The sequence below is a fragment of the Burkholderia ubonensis genome (assembly GCF_001718695.1).
Lineage (GTDB): Bacteria > Pseudomonadota > Gammaproteobacteria > Burkholderiales > Burkholderiaceae > Burkholderia > Burkholderia ubonensis_B.
Window position 1 is genome coordinate 1389945 of record NZ_CP013420.1, and the last position, 13387, is coordinate 1403331.

Consider the following 13387-nt stretch of genomic DNA (forward strand, 5'->3'; position numbering starts at 1 on the left):
GCGCCGGCACCGAAAGCCCCTCCCCCAAAAGCAAACCGGCCGCATGAGCGGCCGGTATGCTTTGTGCGACGGATCGGACCGCGCGCTTACTTCAGCGTCACCGGCACGCTGAAGTACTTCTTCGCGAGGTTGTCGATCGTGCCGTCCGCCTTCAGGTCCTTGAGCGCCTGGTCGAGCGCGGTCTTCAGCGCCGCGTCGTTCTTGCGCAGGCCGAAGCCGACGCCCGTGCCGAGGATCTCGGCGTCGCTGACCGTGCCGCCCGCGAACGCGAAGCCCGCGCCCTGCGGCTTCGACAGGAAGCCCTTCGCGCCCGCTTCGGAATCCTGGAACGCCGCGTCGAGGCGGCCCGACTTCAGGTCCGCATACGCGAGATCCTGCGTCTGGTACGGCACGACGTCGACGCCGGCCGGCGCCCACTTCTTCTTCGCGTACGATTCCTGGATCGTGCCCTGCAGCACGCCGACGCGCTTGCCCTTCAGCGACTGCGGAGTCGGCTGCAGGCCGCTGCCCGCCTTCGCGATCAGCTGGTTCGGGATCGTGTAGATCGGATCGGTGAACGCGATCGCGTGCTTGCGCTGCTCGGTGATCGTCATGTCCGAGTTGATCGCGTCGAACTTGCGCGCCTGCAGCGCCGGGATCAGGCCGTCGAAGTCGTTCTCGACCCACACGCACTTCGCCTTCAGCTTCGCGCACACCGCGTTGCCGATATCGATGTCGAAGCCGGTCAGCTTGCCGTCGGGCGTCTTGTATTCGAACGGCGCATACGATGCCTCGACGCCGAAGCGGATCTCCTTCAGATCCGCCGCAAACGCGCTGCCTGCCGCCACGGCCACCGCCGTCACCACCGCGTGCGCGGCCACTTTTCGCCAATCCAACTTCATCAGGTGTTCTCCTCGATACTTGAATGTTCCGGAACCACGGCGCATGCATCATGGCAGCGCCGGACCACTACCACCATCCCGATGCCGCGCGTTGATGCGGCGCAACAGCCGCAAGGCCGCGATTGTACCAATCCGCGCCGCCCGCGACGGCAAAGCGGCGGCGGCCGCGCGGCGCCGGCGAACGCGCAAGACGATGTCGCTGTCGCGCAAGCGCGACACGCGGACGCCGCCGTCGGTCACACGAGCGCAGCGAGCGTCTCGCGCGTGGTGTCGACGACGAGCAGGCCCGCGCGCAGGCCCGGCTTCACCGACGGGTTCGGAAACACGATCCGCTCCTCGTCGTGCCGCACCGTGTAGCGGTACGCGCCGTCCTGCGCGAGCACCGTGCCGCGCGGAAACGGCGTGAAGTTCGCGACGTCGGCAGCAACGAACAGCTCGAGCGCGTCGCTCTGCTTCGTGATCTGGTCGATCACCGTGAACACGCGCGGCAGCGGCGCGTCGCCGCGGGCAGCGCCGGCGTCACCCTTGTCACCCACATCGCCGGCCGCGCGCGACACGAGCTGGCGTACCGCGCGGTCGGCGGCCGCGAAGCGCGTCAGGTCGTTCTGGCCGAACGGCCGCACCTTGCCGAGCTCCAGCGTGCACGCGAGCGCGCCGCAATGCTCGGCCGTGAAATGCGAATACGTATGGCCCTTCGCGGTATGCAGCAGCACCGCCGCGATGCGCGCATCGCCGAGCCATTCGATCATCGCGCGCGACGGCGGCGTGCCCGTATGCGGCAGCAGCGCGAACTGCTCGAACACCGACGCGCGGATCGCCGTGTGCATGTCGACGTGCCAGCGCGCGCCGGGGGTGTCCGGCGCAGCGGCGAAGAACGCCGCGGCGGCCGCCTCGAGCTGCGCGGCGCGCGGCGCCTCGCGACTGTCCGGCACCTGCGCGTGGCGCCCGCTGAACAGGCGGTTCAGGTCGTCGTCGAGATAGCGCCCGCCCGCGCGCATCGCCGGCGAATTGCCGAACACGACGAGCAGCCGGCACGCGAGCGGCAGCGTGCCGGCCGCGACGTCGCGCACCAGCATCGACAGCAGCTCGATCGGCGCGGTCTCGTCGCCGTGCACGCCGGCCGATACCAGCACGCTGCGGCTCGATGCCACGTCTGCCACGTCCGCCGCGCCCGGCTCGAGCGCGAGCAGCCCCTCGCCCTGCCACTGCCAGCGCACCGCGCCGCCGGCGCAGACGCCGTCGCGCACGGCCGGCGCGTCGCCGGCCAGCGTGAACGCGAGGAAGTCGTCGAGCCAGGCCGCGTCGCGCATGCGGGCCTCAGCGCTGGAAGTCATACAGCGACCCGACGCGCAGGATCTGCGTCAGTTCGTCGAGCGCGGTGCGCGACTCGTCGAGCAGCGCCGGGTCGGCCAGGTCGTCCGGCGCGAGGCGGTCGCGGTAGTGCTTCTCGATCCACGCGTCGAGCGACGCGAACAGCGTGTCGTTGATCCACACGTTCGACGTGACGGCCGCGCGCTCCGCGTCGTTCAGCACGACGCGCAGGCGCAGGCACGCCGGGCCGCCGCCGTTCTTCATGCTCTCGCGCAGGTCGAACACCAGCACGTCGCGAATCGGGCCGTGGCCGGCCGCGAGGCTGTCGAGGTAGGCGGCGACGTTCGCGTTCTCGCGGCATTCCTGCGGCACGACGAGCACCTGCGAGCCGTCGGCGCGCGACAGCAGCTGGCTGTTGAACAGATACGACGTCACCGCATCGGACACGCTCACCGCCGCATCCGGCACCTCGATCACGTTCAGGTGCGCGCCGCGCGCGTCGAGCGCCGCCGTCAGCGTGTCGTAGACCGCCTGCTTGTTGACGAACGCGCGTTCGTGCGTGAACAGCGTGTCGCGGTTGCCGACCGAGATCACGTCGTTGTGGAACACGCCCGCGTCGATCACGTCCGGGTCCTGCTGCGCGTAGACCGTCGCGTCCTCGCGCAGCCCGTGGCGATGCGCGACCGCGCGGCTCGCCTCGAAGGTCTGGCGCGCCGGGAAGCGCTTCGGCTCCGGCCCGCGGCGGTATTCCGAGCGGCCGTACACGAAGAACTCGACGCCCGGCTGGCCGTACTGCGCGCAAAAGCGCGTGTGGTTCGCCGCGCCTTCGTCGCCGAGCGCCGGCGTGCCGGTCAGCGCTTCATGCACGACGAAGCGCGTCGGATCGGCGAACAGCGTCGACAGCGTGCGGCGCGTCGACTCGTGCTCGATCGCGCGGTGCAGCTTGCTGCACAGGTTCGCCGGCGTGAAGTGCACGCGGCCGTCGCCGGTATCGGCCGACGGGCTCACCGTCGCCGCGTTCGCGGTCCACATCGCCGACGCGGAGCTCGCCGCGGCGAGCAGCTCGGGCGCCTGCTTCGCGGCCTTCGCGATCACGTCCGCGTCCTTGCCGGAGAAGCCGAGCTCGCGCAGCAGGCGCAGCGACGGGCGCTCCTGCGGCGGCAGCACGCCCTGCGCGAAGCCGAGATCGGCGAGCTGCTTCATCTTGCGCAGGCCCTGCTTCGCGGCGGCCTTCGGGTTCGCGGCCGATTTCTCGTTGTTCAGCGACGCCACGTTGCCGAACGACAGCCCGGCGTAGTTGTGGGTCGGGCCGACGAGTCCGTCGAAATTGGCTTCTTGTGCGTTCATCGTCGTTCCCTCGATCAGAAATGCAGGCCCGGCGACAGGCTCGCGGGCAGGGTCAGTTGGGCGCTCTCCACCGACGCCATCGGATACGCGCAGTAGTCGGCCGCGTAGTACGCGCTCGGGCGGTGGTTGCCGGAGCGGCCCGCGCCGCCGAACGGCGCGGCGGACGATGCGCCGTTGGTCGGCCGGTTCCAGTTGACGATCCCCGCGCGGATCGTGCGGCGGAAGTGCTCCCACGCGCGCGCGTCGTCGGCAATGAGGCCGGCGGACAGGCCGAACGCGGTGTCGTTCGCGCGCTCGATCGCTTCGTCGAACGTCGCGTAGCGGATGATCTGCGCGAGCGGGCCGAAGTGCTCCTCGTCGGGCAGGTCGGCTACGCCGGTCACGTCGATGATCGACGCGTTCACGAAGCCGAGGCGCGGGTCGCGCTGTTCCATCGCGATGATCGGCTTCGCGCCTTGCGCGAGCAGACGCGACTGGGCTTCGACGAGCTTCGCCGCCGCGCGCGCCGAGATCACCGCGCCCATGAACGGCTGCGGGTCGGCGTCGAACACGTCCGCCGTGATCTTCGACGTGACGTCGGCGAAGCGCGCGAGGAAGCGGTCGCCCGCCGCGCCCTGCGGCACGAAGATGCGGCGCGCGCACGTGCAGCGCTGTCCCGCGGACAGGAACGCCGACTGGATCGTGTGATGCACGGCCGCGTCGACGTCTTCGATCTCGCCGATCACGAGCGGGTTGTTGCCGCCCATCTCGAGCGCGAGCACGATCTCCGGACGGCCGCCGAACTGCTTGTGCAGCAGCGTGCCCGTGTCCGAGCTGCCGGTGAAGAACAGCCCGTCGATCTGGCGATGGTTCGCGAGCGCGATGCCGGTGTCCTTCTCGCCCTGCACGAGGTTCAGCACGCCGTCGGGCAGGCCCGCGTCCTTCCATGCTTCGACGGTCGCGCGCGCGACGCCCGGCGCGAGCTCGGACGGCTTGAACACGACCGTGTTGCCCGCGATCAGCGCCGGCACGATATGCCCGTTCGGCAAATGGCCCGGGAAGTTGTACGGCCCGAACACCGCGACGACGCCGTGCGGACGGTGGCGCAGCACCGCGACGCCGTCGGCCATGTCCTGGCGCTTCTCGCCGGTGCGTTCCTGGTAGGACTGGATCGAGATGCCGACCTTCGCGGCCATCGCCGCGACCTCGGTGCGCGCTTCCCACAGCGGCTTGCCGGTCTCGCGGCCGATCGCCGCGGCGAGCGCTTCCTTGCGCTCGTTGAGCAGCGCCGCGAAGCGCTTCGCGATCTCGCAGCGCGCTTCGAAGTCGAGCGCCGACCAGCCGGCGAATGCGCGGCGCGCGCTCGCGACCGCGCGGTCGACGTCGGCGGCCGACGCGCTCGCGCCCTGCCACGCGATCGCGTCGGTGCCCGGGTTGCGCGAAGCGAACACGTGGCCCGAGCCCGCGACCCAGGCGCCGTCGATGAAGAGTTCCGTCATGATTCGTTTATCCCTGTTTGACTTTGAGCGGCAGCACGCGGACCGGATCGCCCGCCTTCACGTCGAGCGCGGCGGCATCGTCGGCCGACAGCACGAACGCGCCGTTCGCGACGACGCCCGGCGCGACGCCGACGCGGAAGTCGCCGAGCGACGTGTTCGACACGAGCGACTTCGGCGGATGGCCGCCCATGGCCGCCCCGCGCGTCGACGCGCGCGTCGGGCTCGCCGATCGCGACCGGCACGACGACGCTCTCGCGCACCGTGCGCAGGTCGTTGATGTGGCATTCGAGCACCGGGCCTGCGTCGAAGATGTCGACGTGGTTCTGGTAGCGCAGCCCTTCCGCCTCGAGCATCTTGCGCGCCGGCAGCGTGTCGCGATGCGTGAGGCCGACCGCGTCCTGCGCGTCCTGCGGCAGCAGGTCGACGTACACGGGGTAGCGCGGCATCAGTTCCGCGAGGAACGACTTGCGGCCGTGCGAGCTCAGGTAATCCGCGGCGTTGAAGTCGATCTGGTAGAAGTGCGAACCGACCGCGCGCCAGAACGGCGACGTGCCGTCGTCGTCGAAGTGGCCGCGCAGCTCCGCGCAAATGCGTTCCGGAAACAGCTCGCGGAACTGCGCGATGAACATGAAGCGCGAGCGCGACAGCAGGCCGCCGACGCCGCCCGTGCGGTAGCGCGGGCTCAGGAACAGCGAGCACACTTCCGCGTAGCCGGTCAGGTCGTGCGAGATGTTCAGCGCATGCATCCGCGTCCACACGCCGAGCTCCTGGCTCGCGTGCACGACCGTGCTCACGCGGTAGTTGTAGAACGGCTGCTCGAGGCCGACCTGCGATTCGATACCGCACACGCCCGCGATGTCGCCCGTCGCCGAGTCTTCCATCACGAAGAAGTAGCCGGCTTCCGACGGCGCGGCCCGCCCTTCGAGCGTGCGGCGGGTGCGTTCGATGCGCGCGGCGAGCGCGTCGCGGTCGGGCTTGAACGTGGTCAGGCCCGGACCGGTTTCCTTCGCGAGCGACACGAGCGCGTCCACGTCGCCCGTTTGTACGACCCGAACGACGATCATGCTGCGTCTCCCTTCGATTCCTCATCGTCGCGCTGGTGCAGCGGCACGCAGCGCACGACATCGCCATCCTTCACGTTCAGCGCCGCGCGCACGTCGCCGGCGAGCGGCGCGCCCTTGCCGGCATCGGCCGGCAAATCCGCGAGCACGCAGCGGAACGATTCGCCGCTGCCGCTCGACACGAGGTACGCGGCGTCGCCCTGCTGGTGCGCGGCCTCGCGCACCGTGCGTTCGGCCGCATGCTTCACGCATGCGGTGCGGTCCATCTGCTGGGTCAGCACCGGGCCCGCGTCGAAGATGTCGACGAAGCGGTCCGGCTCGAAGCCTTCCTCGAGATGGATGTCGTACGCGAGCAGCGCGCTCGCGTTCGGCTCGCCGAGCACGCGCTGCGCGGCTTCCGGCAGCAGCGGCACGTACAGCGGGTAGCCGGGCATCACTTCGGCGATGAACGTGCGGCTGCGGCCGCCCGACGCGATGTCGACGTCCTCGAAATCGCGGCCGAAGAACTTGCGGCCCACCGCTTCCCAGAACGGCGACGCGCCGTGCTCGTCGCTCACGCCGAGCAGCAGCGTGAATACTTCGGGCGTGAAGCGGCGGCGGTTCGCGGCGATGTACATCATCCGCGCGCGCGAGATCAGGTGCGCGGCCGCGTCGCCGCGCAGCGACGGATCGACGTAGAAGCCCGCGAGCCGGCTCTTGCCGGTCAGCTCGTGCGACATCGTCAGCGCGTGGATCTTGCGGTTCACGTGCAGCTCGCGCGACGCGTGGATCAGCGCGTCGTTGCGGAACGCGTAGAACGGCTCGGAGTAGCCGGCCGCCGCCACGATGCTGGCGGTGCCGAGCAGCTTGCCGGTCTCGGTGTCTTCCAGCACGAAGAGATAGAACTCCTCGCCGGGGAAGTCGACGTCCGCGCGAAACGAATCCTCCGAGAGCGCGACGCGCGCCTCGAGCGCAGCGCGGTCGTGCGGCAGCGAGTGCAGGACCGGCTGCGCGGTGCGCGCCATCTGCGCGAGCGCATCGAGATCCGTGAGTTTGCCGGGGCGAACAAATAGCATCGTCGTTCCTGTCTGCGATGGAGGCGCCGATCAGCGCGCGTTGGCTGCCTGCGCGGCGAGCACCTGTTCGACCGCCTTCTCGAAGCGCGCGAGGCCTTCGTCGAGCACGTCGAACGGGATCACCAGCGACGGCACGAAGCGCAGCACGTTCGGGCCGGCGATCAGCATGATCACGCCCTGCTCGGCGGCCGCGTTCACGAAGTCCTTCGCGCGGCCGTCGAATGCGGCCGTGAGTTCCGCGCCGACCAGCAGGCCCTTGCCGCGCACTTCCTTGAAGATGCCGAAGCGCGCGTTGATGCGTTCGAGCGCGCCTTTCAGGCGCATGCTGCGTTCGCGCACGCCTTCGAGCAGCGCCGGCTCGCCGATCAGCTCGACGACCTTGTCGGCGATCGCCGACGCGAGCGGGTTGCCGCCGTAGGTCGTGCCGTGCACGCCGACCTTGAAGTGCGCGGCGAGTTCTTTCGTCGTCAGCATCGCGCCGATCGGGAAGCCGTTGCCGAGCGCCTTCGCGGTCGTCAGGATGTCGGGCGTCACGCCCGTGTCCATGTATGCGTAGAAGTGGCCCGTGCGGCCGACGCCCGTCTGCACTTCGTCGAAGATCAGCAGTGCGTCGTTGGCGTCGCACGCTTCGCGCAGCGCCTTGAGGAAGGCCGGATCGGCCGGGATCACGCCGCCTTCGCCCTGCACCGGCTCGACGATCACCGCGCAGGTTTGCGGGCCGATCGCGGCCTTGGCGGCTGCGATGTCGTTGAACGGCAGGTGCTTGATGCCTTCCGGCACCGGGCCGAAGCCTTCCGAGTATTTCGGCTGGCCGCCGACGCTGACCGTGAAGAACGTGCGGCCGTGGAACGACTGCACGAACGAGATGATTTCGAATTTGTCGGCGCCGTGGCGTTCGAACGCGACGCGGCGCGCGAGCTTCAGCGCCGCTTCGTTCGCTTCCGCGCCCGAGTTCGCGAAGAATGCGCGGTCGGCGAAGGTCAGCGATTCGAGGCGTTTCGCGAGGCGCAGCACCGGCTCGTTCGTGTAGCCGTTGCCGATGTGCCAGAGCTTGCGGCTTTGTTCGTCCAGCACCTTCAGCAGTTCCGGATGGCCGTGGCCGAGCGACGTCACGGCGATGCCGCATGCGAAATCCACGTATTCACGGCCTGCCGTGTCCCACACGCGCGAGCCTTCGCCGCGATCCGGCACGAACGGCGCGGGGGAAAACACCGGCACCATCACTTCGTCGAAAGTCTGGCGGTTCACGGTCAGGTTCGTCATGGCTGTTCCTTTCGGTAGAGGTCTTGAACAATAGGTTCAAGTTTAGGTAAGGGTCGTGCAAGCGTCTTGCAGAATTGCGACGGGTTCTATCGGGTTGGGGGTGCTGGCGCGTTTTTGGGGTGGTCTGCCTGGGCTTTTCGTGAATTGCCTGTAATGCTTTCGGTCTGTTGGCGTCGCCCCTCCCCGGGGCGGGGGTCACTTTTCTTTGTCTTGCCAAAGAAAAGTAACCAAAAGAAAGGCGCTCGGATAACGCAAGACTTCCCGTGCCGTGGTCATCAGCGTGGATCGCGCAAAAGTGTCCGAGCCAGTCACGACGCCGGAGTGGTTCGAGCAATGGATCTGACACGTCGCACCGCCAAGCAGAGTGGTATACCGCTCATCAGTTCCATCCTCGCTACGCTCGGCTGCAAGGCACTTCATGGTTCGCGCTACACATGCATCGCCCGCGATAGTCCACGCCAATCAACCAATCATCTGTTCAGCAGGTGTGGACCTGTCGGCCGAGCGTAGCGAGGACGGAGCTGGCGGGCGGTATACCGCTCTGCTCCGTGGTGCGGCGCGTCAGATCCATTGCTCGAACCACTCCGGTGTCGTGACTGGCTCGGACACTTTTGTGCGATCCACTCCGACGACGATCGCACGGAACCCGGGGCATTTCGAGCGCCTTTCTTTTGGTTACTTTTCTTTGGCAAGACAAAGAAAAGTAACCGCCGCCCCGCGCAGGGGCGACGCTAACAGACCGAAAACATTACAGGTGCTTCACGAAAAACACTGACCGTCCACCCAACAAACTCAGTCCTTGTTCACGCGCTCGACGAGCGCCCCAGCCCGCGGTTCGGCGCCGCCGCCGGTCTGCTTCTCGAGCCACGCGCGCCGATCCTCCCGAGGCGTCACACCAAACCGCTCGCGGTACGCATTGGAAAAATGCGCGGCAGAAGAAAACCCACAGGCGAGGCTGACCTGAACGACCGACTTGCTGGTCCGCTGCAACTGCGTGCGAGCCTTGAGCAACCGCAAATTGAGGTAATACTTCGAAGGCATCGCGCCAAGATACTGCCGAAAGAGCCGCTCCAATTGTCGGCGCGACACGCCGACCAGCCCGGCGATTTCATCCGTCGTCAACGGATCTTCGATGTTGGCTTCCATCAGCAGCAATGCATCGTTCAACCGAGGATGCCGCTCGCCCGGCGCGGTCACAAAGGGAATCCGCTGCCGCTCCTCGCCACTGCGCAAAGTGCCCGCGCCAAGCGCATCGGCAATCCTTTCCGCCAGCTCCGGCCCGTGCTCGCGGCCGATCATCGCGAGCATGAAATCGACGGTCGCCTGCCCGCCCGCGCACGTCGCGCGGTCCCGGTCGATCTCGAAGATCTGCTGCGTGACGATCGACCGCTCGAACTGCTCCGCAAACTGCTGATACGTCTCCCAGTTCACGCTCACCCGGTAGCCGGACAACTGCCCCGCCATCGCGAGCCACCACACGCCATGATGGATGCCCGTCACGAGCGGCGTGCGCTGCCCGACCCGCGCGAGACTCGCGAGAAACAGCCGGTAGTCGGCGAACTGCTGGAACCGCTCGCTGACGACGATCAGCCAGTCGCACGTGATCGCGTCGTTGAACGCCGCATCGGCATGCCACTGCGCGCCGCCGGAGAGCGGCACCGGCCGCCCGTCCCACGAACACACCTGCCAGCGGTACAGCAACCGCCCGTCGATCTCGTTCGCGAGATTCAGCGCGTCGACGATCGGACCCACGCCCGACATCGACACGGGCGGCAATGCGACGATCGCCACCTGCGTCGTGCGGGTGGCGCCTGCGGGACGGAGCACCGATACCACGTTTGCGACCTGCCGCGTAACGTTACTTCAGGCTTCCGGACAGGAACTGCTTGAGCCGCTCGCTCTGCGGACGCACGAGCACCTCCGACGGATTCCCCTCTTCCTCGGTCCGCCCCTGGTGCAGGAACATCACGTGGTTCGACACGTTGCGCGCAAACCCCATCTCATGCGTGACGACGATCATCGTCCGGCCTTCCTCGGCCAGCTTCTGCATCACCTTCAGCACTTCGCCGACGAGCTCCGGATCGAGCGCCGACGTCGGTTCGTCGAACAGCATCACGTCCGGATGCATCGCCAGCGCCCGCGCGATCGCGACGCGCTGCTGCTGGCCGCCCGACAGGTGCGACGGATACTGCTTCTCGACCCGCGGCGCCAGGCCCACCTTCTCCAGATACTCGCGCGCGCGCTCCTCGGCTTCCTTCTTCGGGATGCCGAGCACGTGCACCGGCGCTTCCATCACGTTCTCGAGCACGTTCATGTGCGCCCACAGATTGAAGTGCTGGAACACCATCGCGAGCTTCGTGCGGATCCGCTGCAGCTGCTTGTGGTCGGCGACCTCGAGCGCACCGGCCTTGTCGGTCTTCGTGCGCACGGTCTCGCCGTCGACGACGATCTGCCCCGCATTCGGCCGTTCGAGGAAATTGATGCAGCGCAGGAACGTGCTCTTGCCCGAGCCGCTCGCGCCGATGATGCTGATGACGTCGCCGGCCTTCGCGTTCAGCGAGACGCCCTTGAGCACCTCGTTGTCACCGTAGCGCTTGTGGATGTCGAGCGCCGCAAGCTTGCAGGCAGCGCCCGTTTGAGTGATCTCGGCCAACTGGCTCTCCTCGAAGTGAAATCAATGACGGCCGGCCGCGAGATACGCGAGCCAGTGGCGCTCCGCACGGCGAAACGCCGCGACGAGTGCGAACGATACCGCAAGATAGATCAGCGCGGCGATGCCGAACGACTGGAACGCCATGTAGGTCGCGGAATTCGCGTCGCGCGCGACCTTCAGGATGTCCGGCACCGTCGCCGTGAACGCAACCGTCGTCGCATGCAGCATCAGGATCACCTCGTTGCTGTACAGCGGCAGCGCACGGCGCAGCGCCGACGGCAGGATCACGCGGCGGTACATCGTGAACGGCGTCATCCCGTACGCGCGCGCCGCCTCGACCTCGCCATGCGGAATCGCGCGAATCGCGCCCGCGAAGATCTCGGTCGTGTACGCGCAGGTGTTCAGCGCGAACGCGAGAATCGCGCAGTTGAAGCCGCTCCTGAAGAACGCGTCGAGCAGCGAGTGCGAGCGCACGAACTCCAGGCTGTACATGCCCGTGTACATCAGCAGCAGCTGCACGTAGAGCGGCGTGCCGCGGAACACGTAGGTGTAGAAGCGCACCGGCATCGACACCCATTTCTTCTTCGACACCCGCGCGACCGCCAGCGGCACCGCGCAGACGAAGCCGAGCGAAATCGACGCGACGAGCAGCCACAGCGTCACCGCGAGGCCCGACAGGCGCTGGCCGTCCCAGTAAAGGAACGCCTGGCCAAATTCCTGGAGAATCTCGATCATAGTTCTGCGTGGCGCACGCCCATGGAATAACGCTTCTCGAGCTGCATCAGCACGAGGTTGGAAACGGTCGTGATCGCGAGATAGATCAGCGCCGCGACGAGGATGAAGAAGAACATGTTGAACGTGCTCTTGCCCGCGTCCTGCGCCGCCTTCACGACGTCGGCGAGCCCGATGATCGACACCAGCGCGGTCGCCTTCACGAGCACCTGCCAGTTGTTGCCGATGCCCGGCAGCGCGAAGCGCATCATCTGAGGAAACATGATCCGCGCGAACACCCGCATCCCGCTCATCCCGTAGGCCGCGCCCGCCTCGAGCTGGCCGCGCGGCACCGACAGGAAGGCGCCGCGGAACGTCTCCGTGAAATACGCGCCGTAGATGAAGCCGAGCGTCAGCACGCCCGCGACGAACGGATCGATGTCGATCTGCTCCCAGCCGGCCAGGTCGGTCAGCTGGTTCAGCCAGATCTGGATGCTGTAGAACAGCAGCAGCATCAGGACGAGATCGGGCACCGAGCGGATCAGCGTCGTATAACCGGTCGCGAGCGAACGCAGCACCCGGTTGTGCGACAGCTTCGCCACCGCGCCGATCAGCCCGAGCACCACCGCGGTGGCGAGCGACAGCACCGACAGCTCGATCGTCTGCACGGTGCCCGCCCACAGGACGGGACCAAAGCCGTAAAGAAACACGCGCGTCTCCAGAACGTGAATGAAAGCCGGCACCATTAACTGTCCGCGCCGGGCTGACGCGCATAGTCGCAAGCGAAAATAGTTGTCTCAAATTACTGCCCGCCCGGTTGCTGCGTCGCAACAATCCGCTTCACGATTCGCAATTGCGTGCTAGTTGCCTGTTTCGAAACGAAAAAGTCCGCTTCCGGACAGCCGGATGACAGGCCGGGAAGCGGACTTTTTGCAATATTCCGGTCGCTTTTTCGATATCGCGACGGGGGCGGACGATTGGTGACGAAACGGTCGCGGACGGCGCGCCGCGGTCAGCGCCCTTTCAGGATGTCGGAGCGCGACGTCGTGTACACGCGCCCGTCCGGGCCGAAATGCACGTTGAAGAACGCGTCCTGGTTGACGCCGTCCTCGAGCCAGCGCCAGCTCCACACCGTTTCGGGCTTGAGCGGATACTGCGCGATCTCGCCCGGCTTGCCGAGCAGGCGCCGCACCTCGTCCTCGCTCATCCCGGGCTCCACCTTCGCGAAATTGGCCGCGGTCAGCACCTGCGTCGCACCCAGGTAGCGCCCGTTCGCGTCGATCTCGACGAACCAGGTCTGGTTGCCCATCGGGCCGCGCGGATACTCGAAGCGCTTCGAGCCGTCGGTGAACACGCGCTCGGTCTCCGGCGGACCCATCGTGCCGCGGATGTCGGCCTCGGTCGATTCGCCCGGCTTCAGGCCCTTCAGCAGCAATTGAGCCGGCTTGATCGCCTTGAAGAAGTCCCGGATGCGTTGCACGTTGAGCTCGCCTTGCTTGTCGTCGCACGCGGACAGCGCCAGCGCGGCAGCCAGCATGGCGACGGGGAACAGCCGGAAACGGAAAGTCATCGATGGAAATGCGCGTCGTAGAAAACACGCGGCAAGCATACCCGCGCGCCGCCAAAA

Annotated in this window: 11 protein-coding genes and 2 pseudogenes; 1 reads left to right on the top strand and 12 read right to left on the bottom strand. The window is 67.4% G+C overall.

Annotation, left to right across the window (positions count from 1 at the left end):
* Nucleotides 1-86: 86 nt before the first annotated feature.
* The 7 genes and pseudogenes from WJ35_RS06210 to WJ35_RS06240 form a co-directional block, all read right to left on the bottom strand.
* Complete coding sequence (locus tag WJ35_RS06210) at nt 87-881, bottom strand: ABC transporter substrate-binding protein (RefSeq protein ID WP_010092790.1); 795 nt, start codon at nt 879-881, stop codon at nt 87-89.
* A gap of 236 nt (nt 882-1117) precedes the next feature.
* Complete coding sequence (gene astE, locus WJ35_RS06215; protein WP_069238927.1) at nt 1118-2191, bottom strand: succinylglutamate desuccinylase; 1074 nt, start codon at nt 2189-2191, stop codon at nt 1118-1120.
* A 7-nt stretch (nt 2192-2198) separates the two neighbouring features.
* Nucleotides 2199-3539 (bottom strand): N-succinylarginine dihydrolase, encoded by a 1341-nt coding sequence (gene astB, locus WJ35_RS06220; protein WP_042583517.1) that lies wholly within the window; start codon nt 3537-3539, stop codon nt 2199-2201.
* 14 nt (nt 3540-3553) lie between these two features.
* Complete coding sequence (gene astD, locus WJ35_RS06225; RefSeq protein ID WP_060234519.1) at nt 3554-5017, bottom strand: succinylglutamate-semialdehyde dehydrogenase; 1464 nt, start codon at nt 5015-5017, stop codon at nt 3554-3556.
* 7 nt (nt 5018-5024) lie between these two features.
* Nucleotides 5025-6081 (bottom strand): annotated as a pseudogene (gene astA, locus WJ35_RS06230) (arginine N-succinyltransferase).
* A complete protein-coding gene (gene aruF, locus WJ35_RS06235) occupies nt 6078-7133 on the bottom strand; it encodes an arginine/ornithine succinyltransferase subunit alpha (protein WP_042583515.1) in 1056 nt (351 codons plus the stop codon). The pseudogene astA and the gene aruF overlap by 4 nt, the downstream one beginning before the upstream one ends.
* 30 nt (nt 7134-7163) lie before the next feature.
* Nucleotides 7164-8396, bottom strand: a complete 1233-nt coding sequence (locus WJ35_RS06240) for an aspartate aminotransferase family protein (protein WP_060234520.1) — start codon at nt 8394-8396, stop codon at nt 7164-7166.
* Between the two features lie 153 nt (nt 8397-8549).
* Between WJ35_RS06240 and WJ35_RS32715 the strand changes: the two are divergent.
* Nucleotides 8550-8651, top strand: a pseudogene (locus WJ35_RS32715) (ion transporter); the annotation flags it as partial.
* Nucleotides 8652-9188: 537 nt separating this feature from the next.
* Here WJ35_RS32715 and WJ35_RS06245 read toward each other — a convergent pair.
* From WJ35_RS06245 to WJ35_RS06265, 5 genes are all read right to left on the bottom strand, one after another.
* A complete protein-coding gene (locus tag WJ35_RS06245; RefSeq protein ID WP_010091890.1) occupies nt 9189-10232 on the bottom strand; it encodes a GlxA family transcriptional regulator in 1044 nt (347 codons plus the stop codon).
* A 22-nt stretch (nt 10233-10254) separates the two neighbouring features.
* Entirely contained in the window at nt 10255-11049 is a 795-nt protein-coding gene (locus tag WJ35_RS06250) for an ABC transporter ATP-binding protein (RefSeq protein ID WP_060234521.1), read from the bottom strand.
* Between the two features lie 21 nt (nt 11050-11070).
* Nucleotides 11071-11784, bottom strand: coding sequence for an ABC transporter permease (locus WJ35_RS06255; protein WP_042583511.1), 714 nt, complete (start codon nt 11782-11784; stop codon nt 11071-11073).
* On the bottom strand, nt 11781-12470 hold the full coding sequence (locus WJ35_RS06260) for an ABC transporter permease (protein WP_060234575.1): 690 nt from the start codon (nt 12468-12470) through the stop codon (nt 11781-11783). The genes WJ35_RS06255 and WJ35_RS06260 overlap by 4 nt, the downstream gene beginning before the upstream one ends.
* Nucleotides 12471-12772: 302 nt before the next feature.
* A complete protein-coding gene (locus WJ35_RS06265) occupies nt 12773-13330 on the bottom strand; it encodes a hypothetical protein (RefSeq protein ID WP_060234522.1) in 558 nt (185 codons plus the stop codon).
* Nucleotides 13331-13387 lie beyond the last annotated feature (57 nt).

Bases quoted from the DNA above. Each gene is read 5' to 3' on its own strand.
- astB (WP_042583517.1), bottom strand. From the start codon at position 3,539: ATGAACGCACAAGAAGCCAATTTCGACGGACTCGTCGGCCCGACCCAC.
- aruF (WP_042583515.1), bottom strand. From the start codon at position 7,133: ATGCTATTTGTTCGCCCCGGCAAACTCACGGATCTCGATGCGCTCGCG.
- WJ35_RS06210 (WP_010092790.1), bottom strand. From the start codon at position 881: ATGAAGTTGGATTGGCGAAAAGTGGCCGCGCACGCGGTGGTGACGGCG.
- WJ35_RS06255 (WP_042583511.1), bottom strand. From the start codon at position 11,784: ATGATCGAGATTCTCCAGGAATTTGGCCAGGCGTTCCTTTACTGGGAC.
- astD (WP_060234519.1), bottom strand. From the start codon at position 5,017: ATGACGGAACTCTTCATCGACGGCGCCTGGGTCGCGGGCTCGGGCCAC.
- WJ35_RS06265 (WP_060234522.1), bottom strand. From the start codon at position 13,330: ATGACTTTCCGTTTCCGGCTGTTCCCCGTCGCCATGCTGGCTGCCGCG.
- astE (WP_069238927.1), bottom strand. From the start codon at position 2,191: ATGCGCGACGCGGCCTGGCTCGACGACTTCCTCGCGTTCACGCTGGCC.
- WJ35_RS06240 (WP_060234520.1), bottom strand. From the start codon at position 8,396: ATGACGAACCTGACCGTGAACCGCCAGACTTTCGACGAAGTGATGGTG.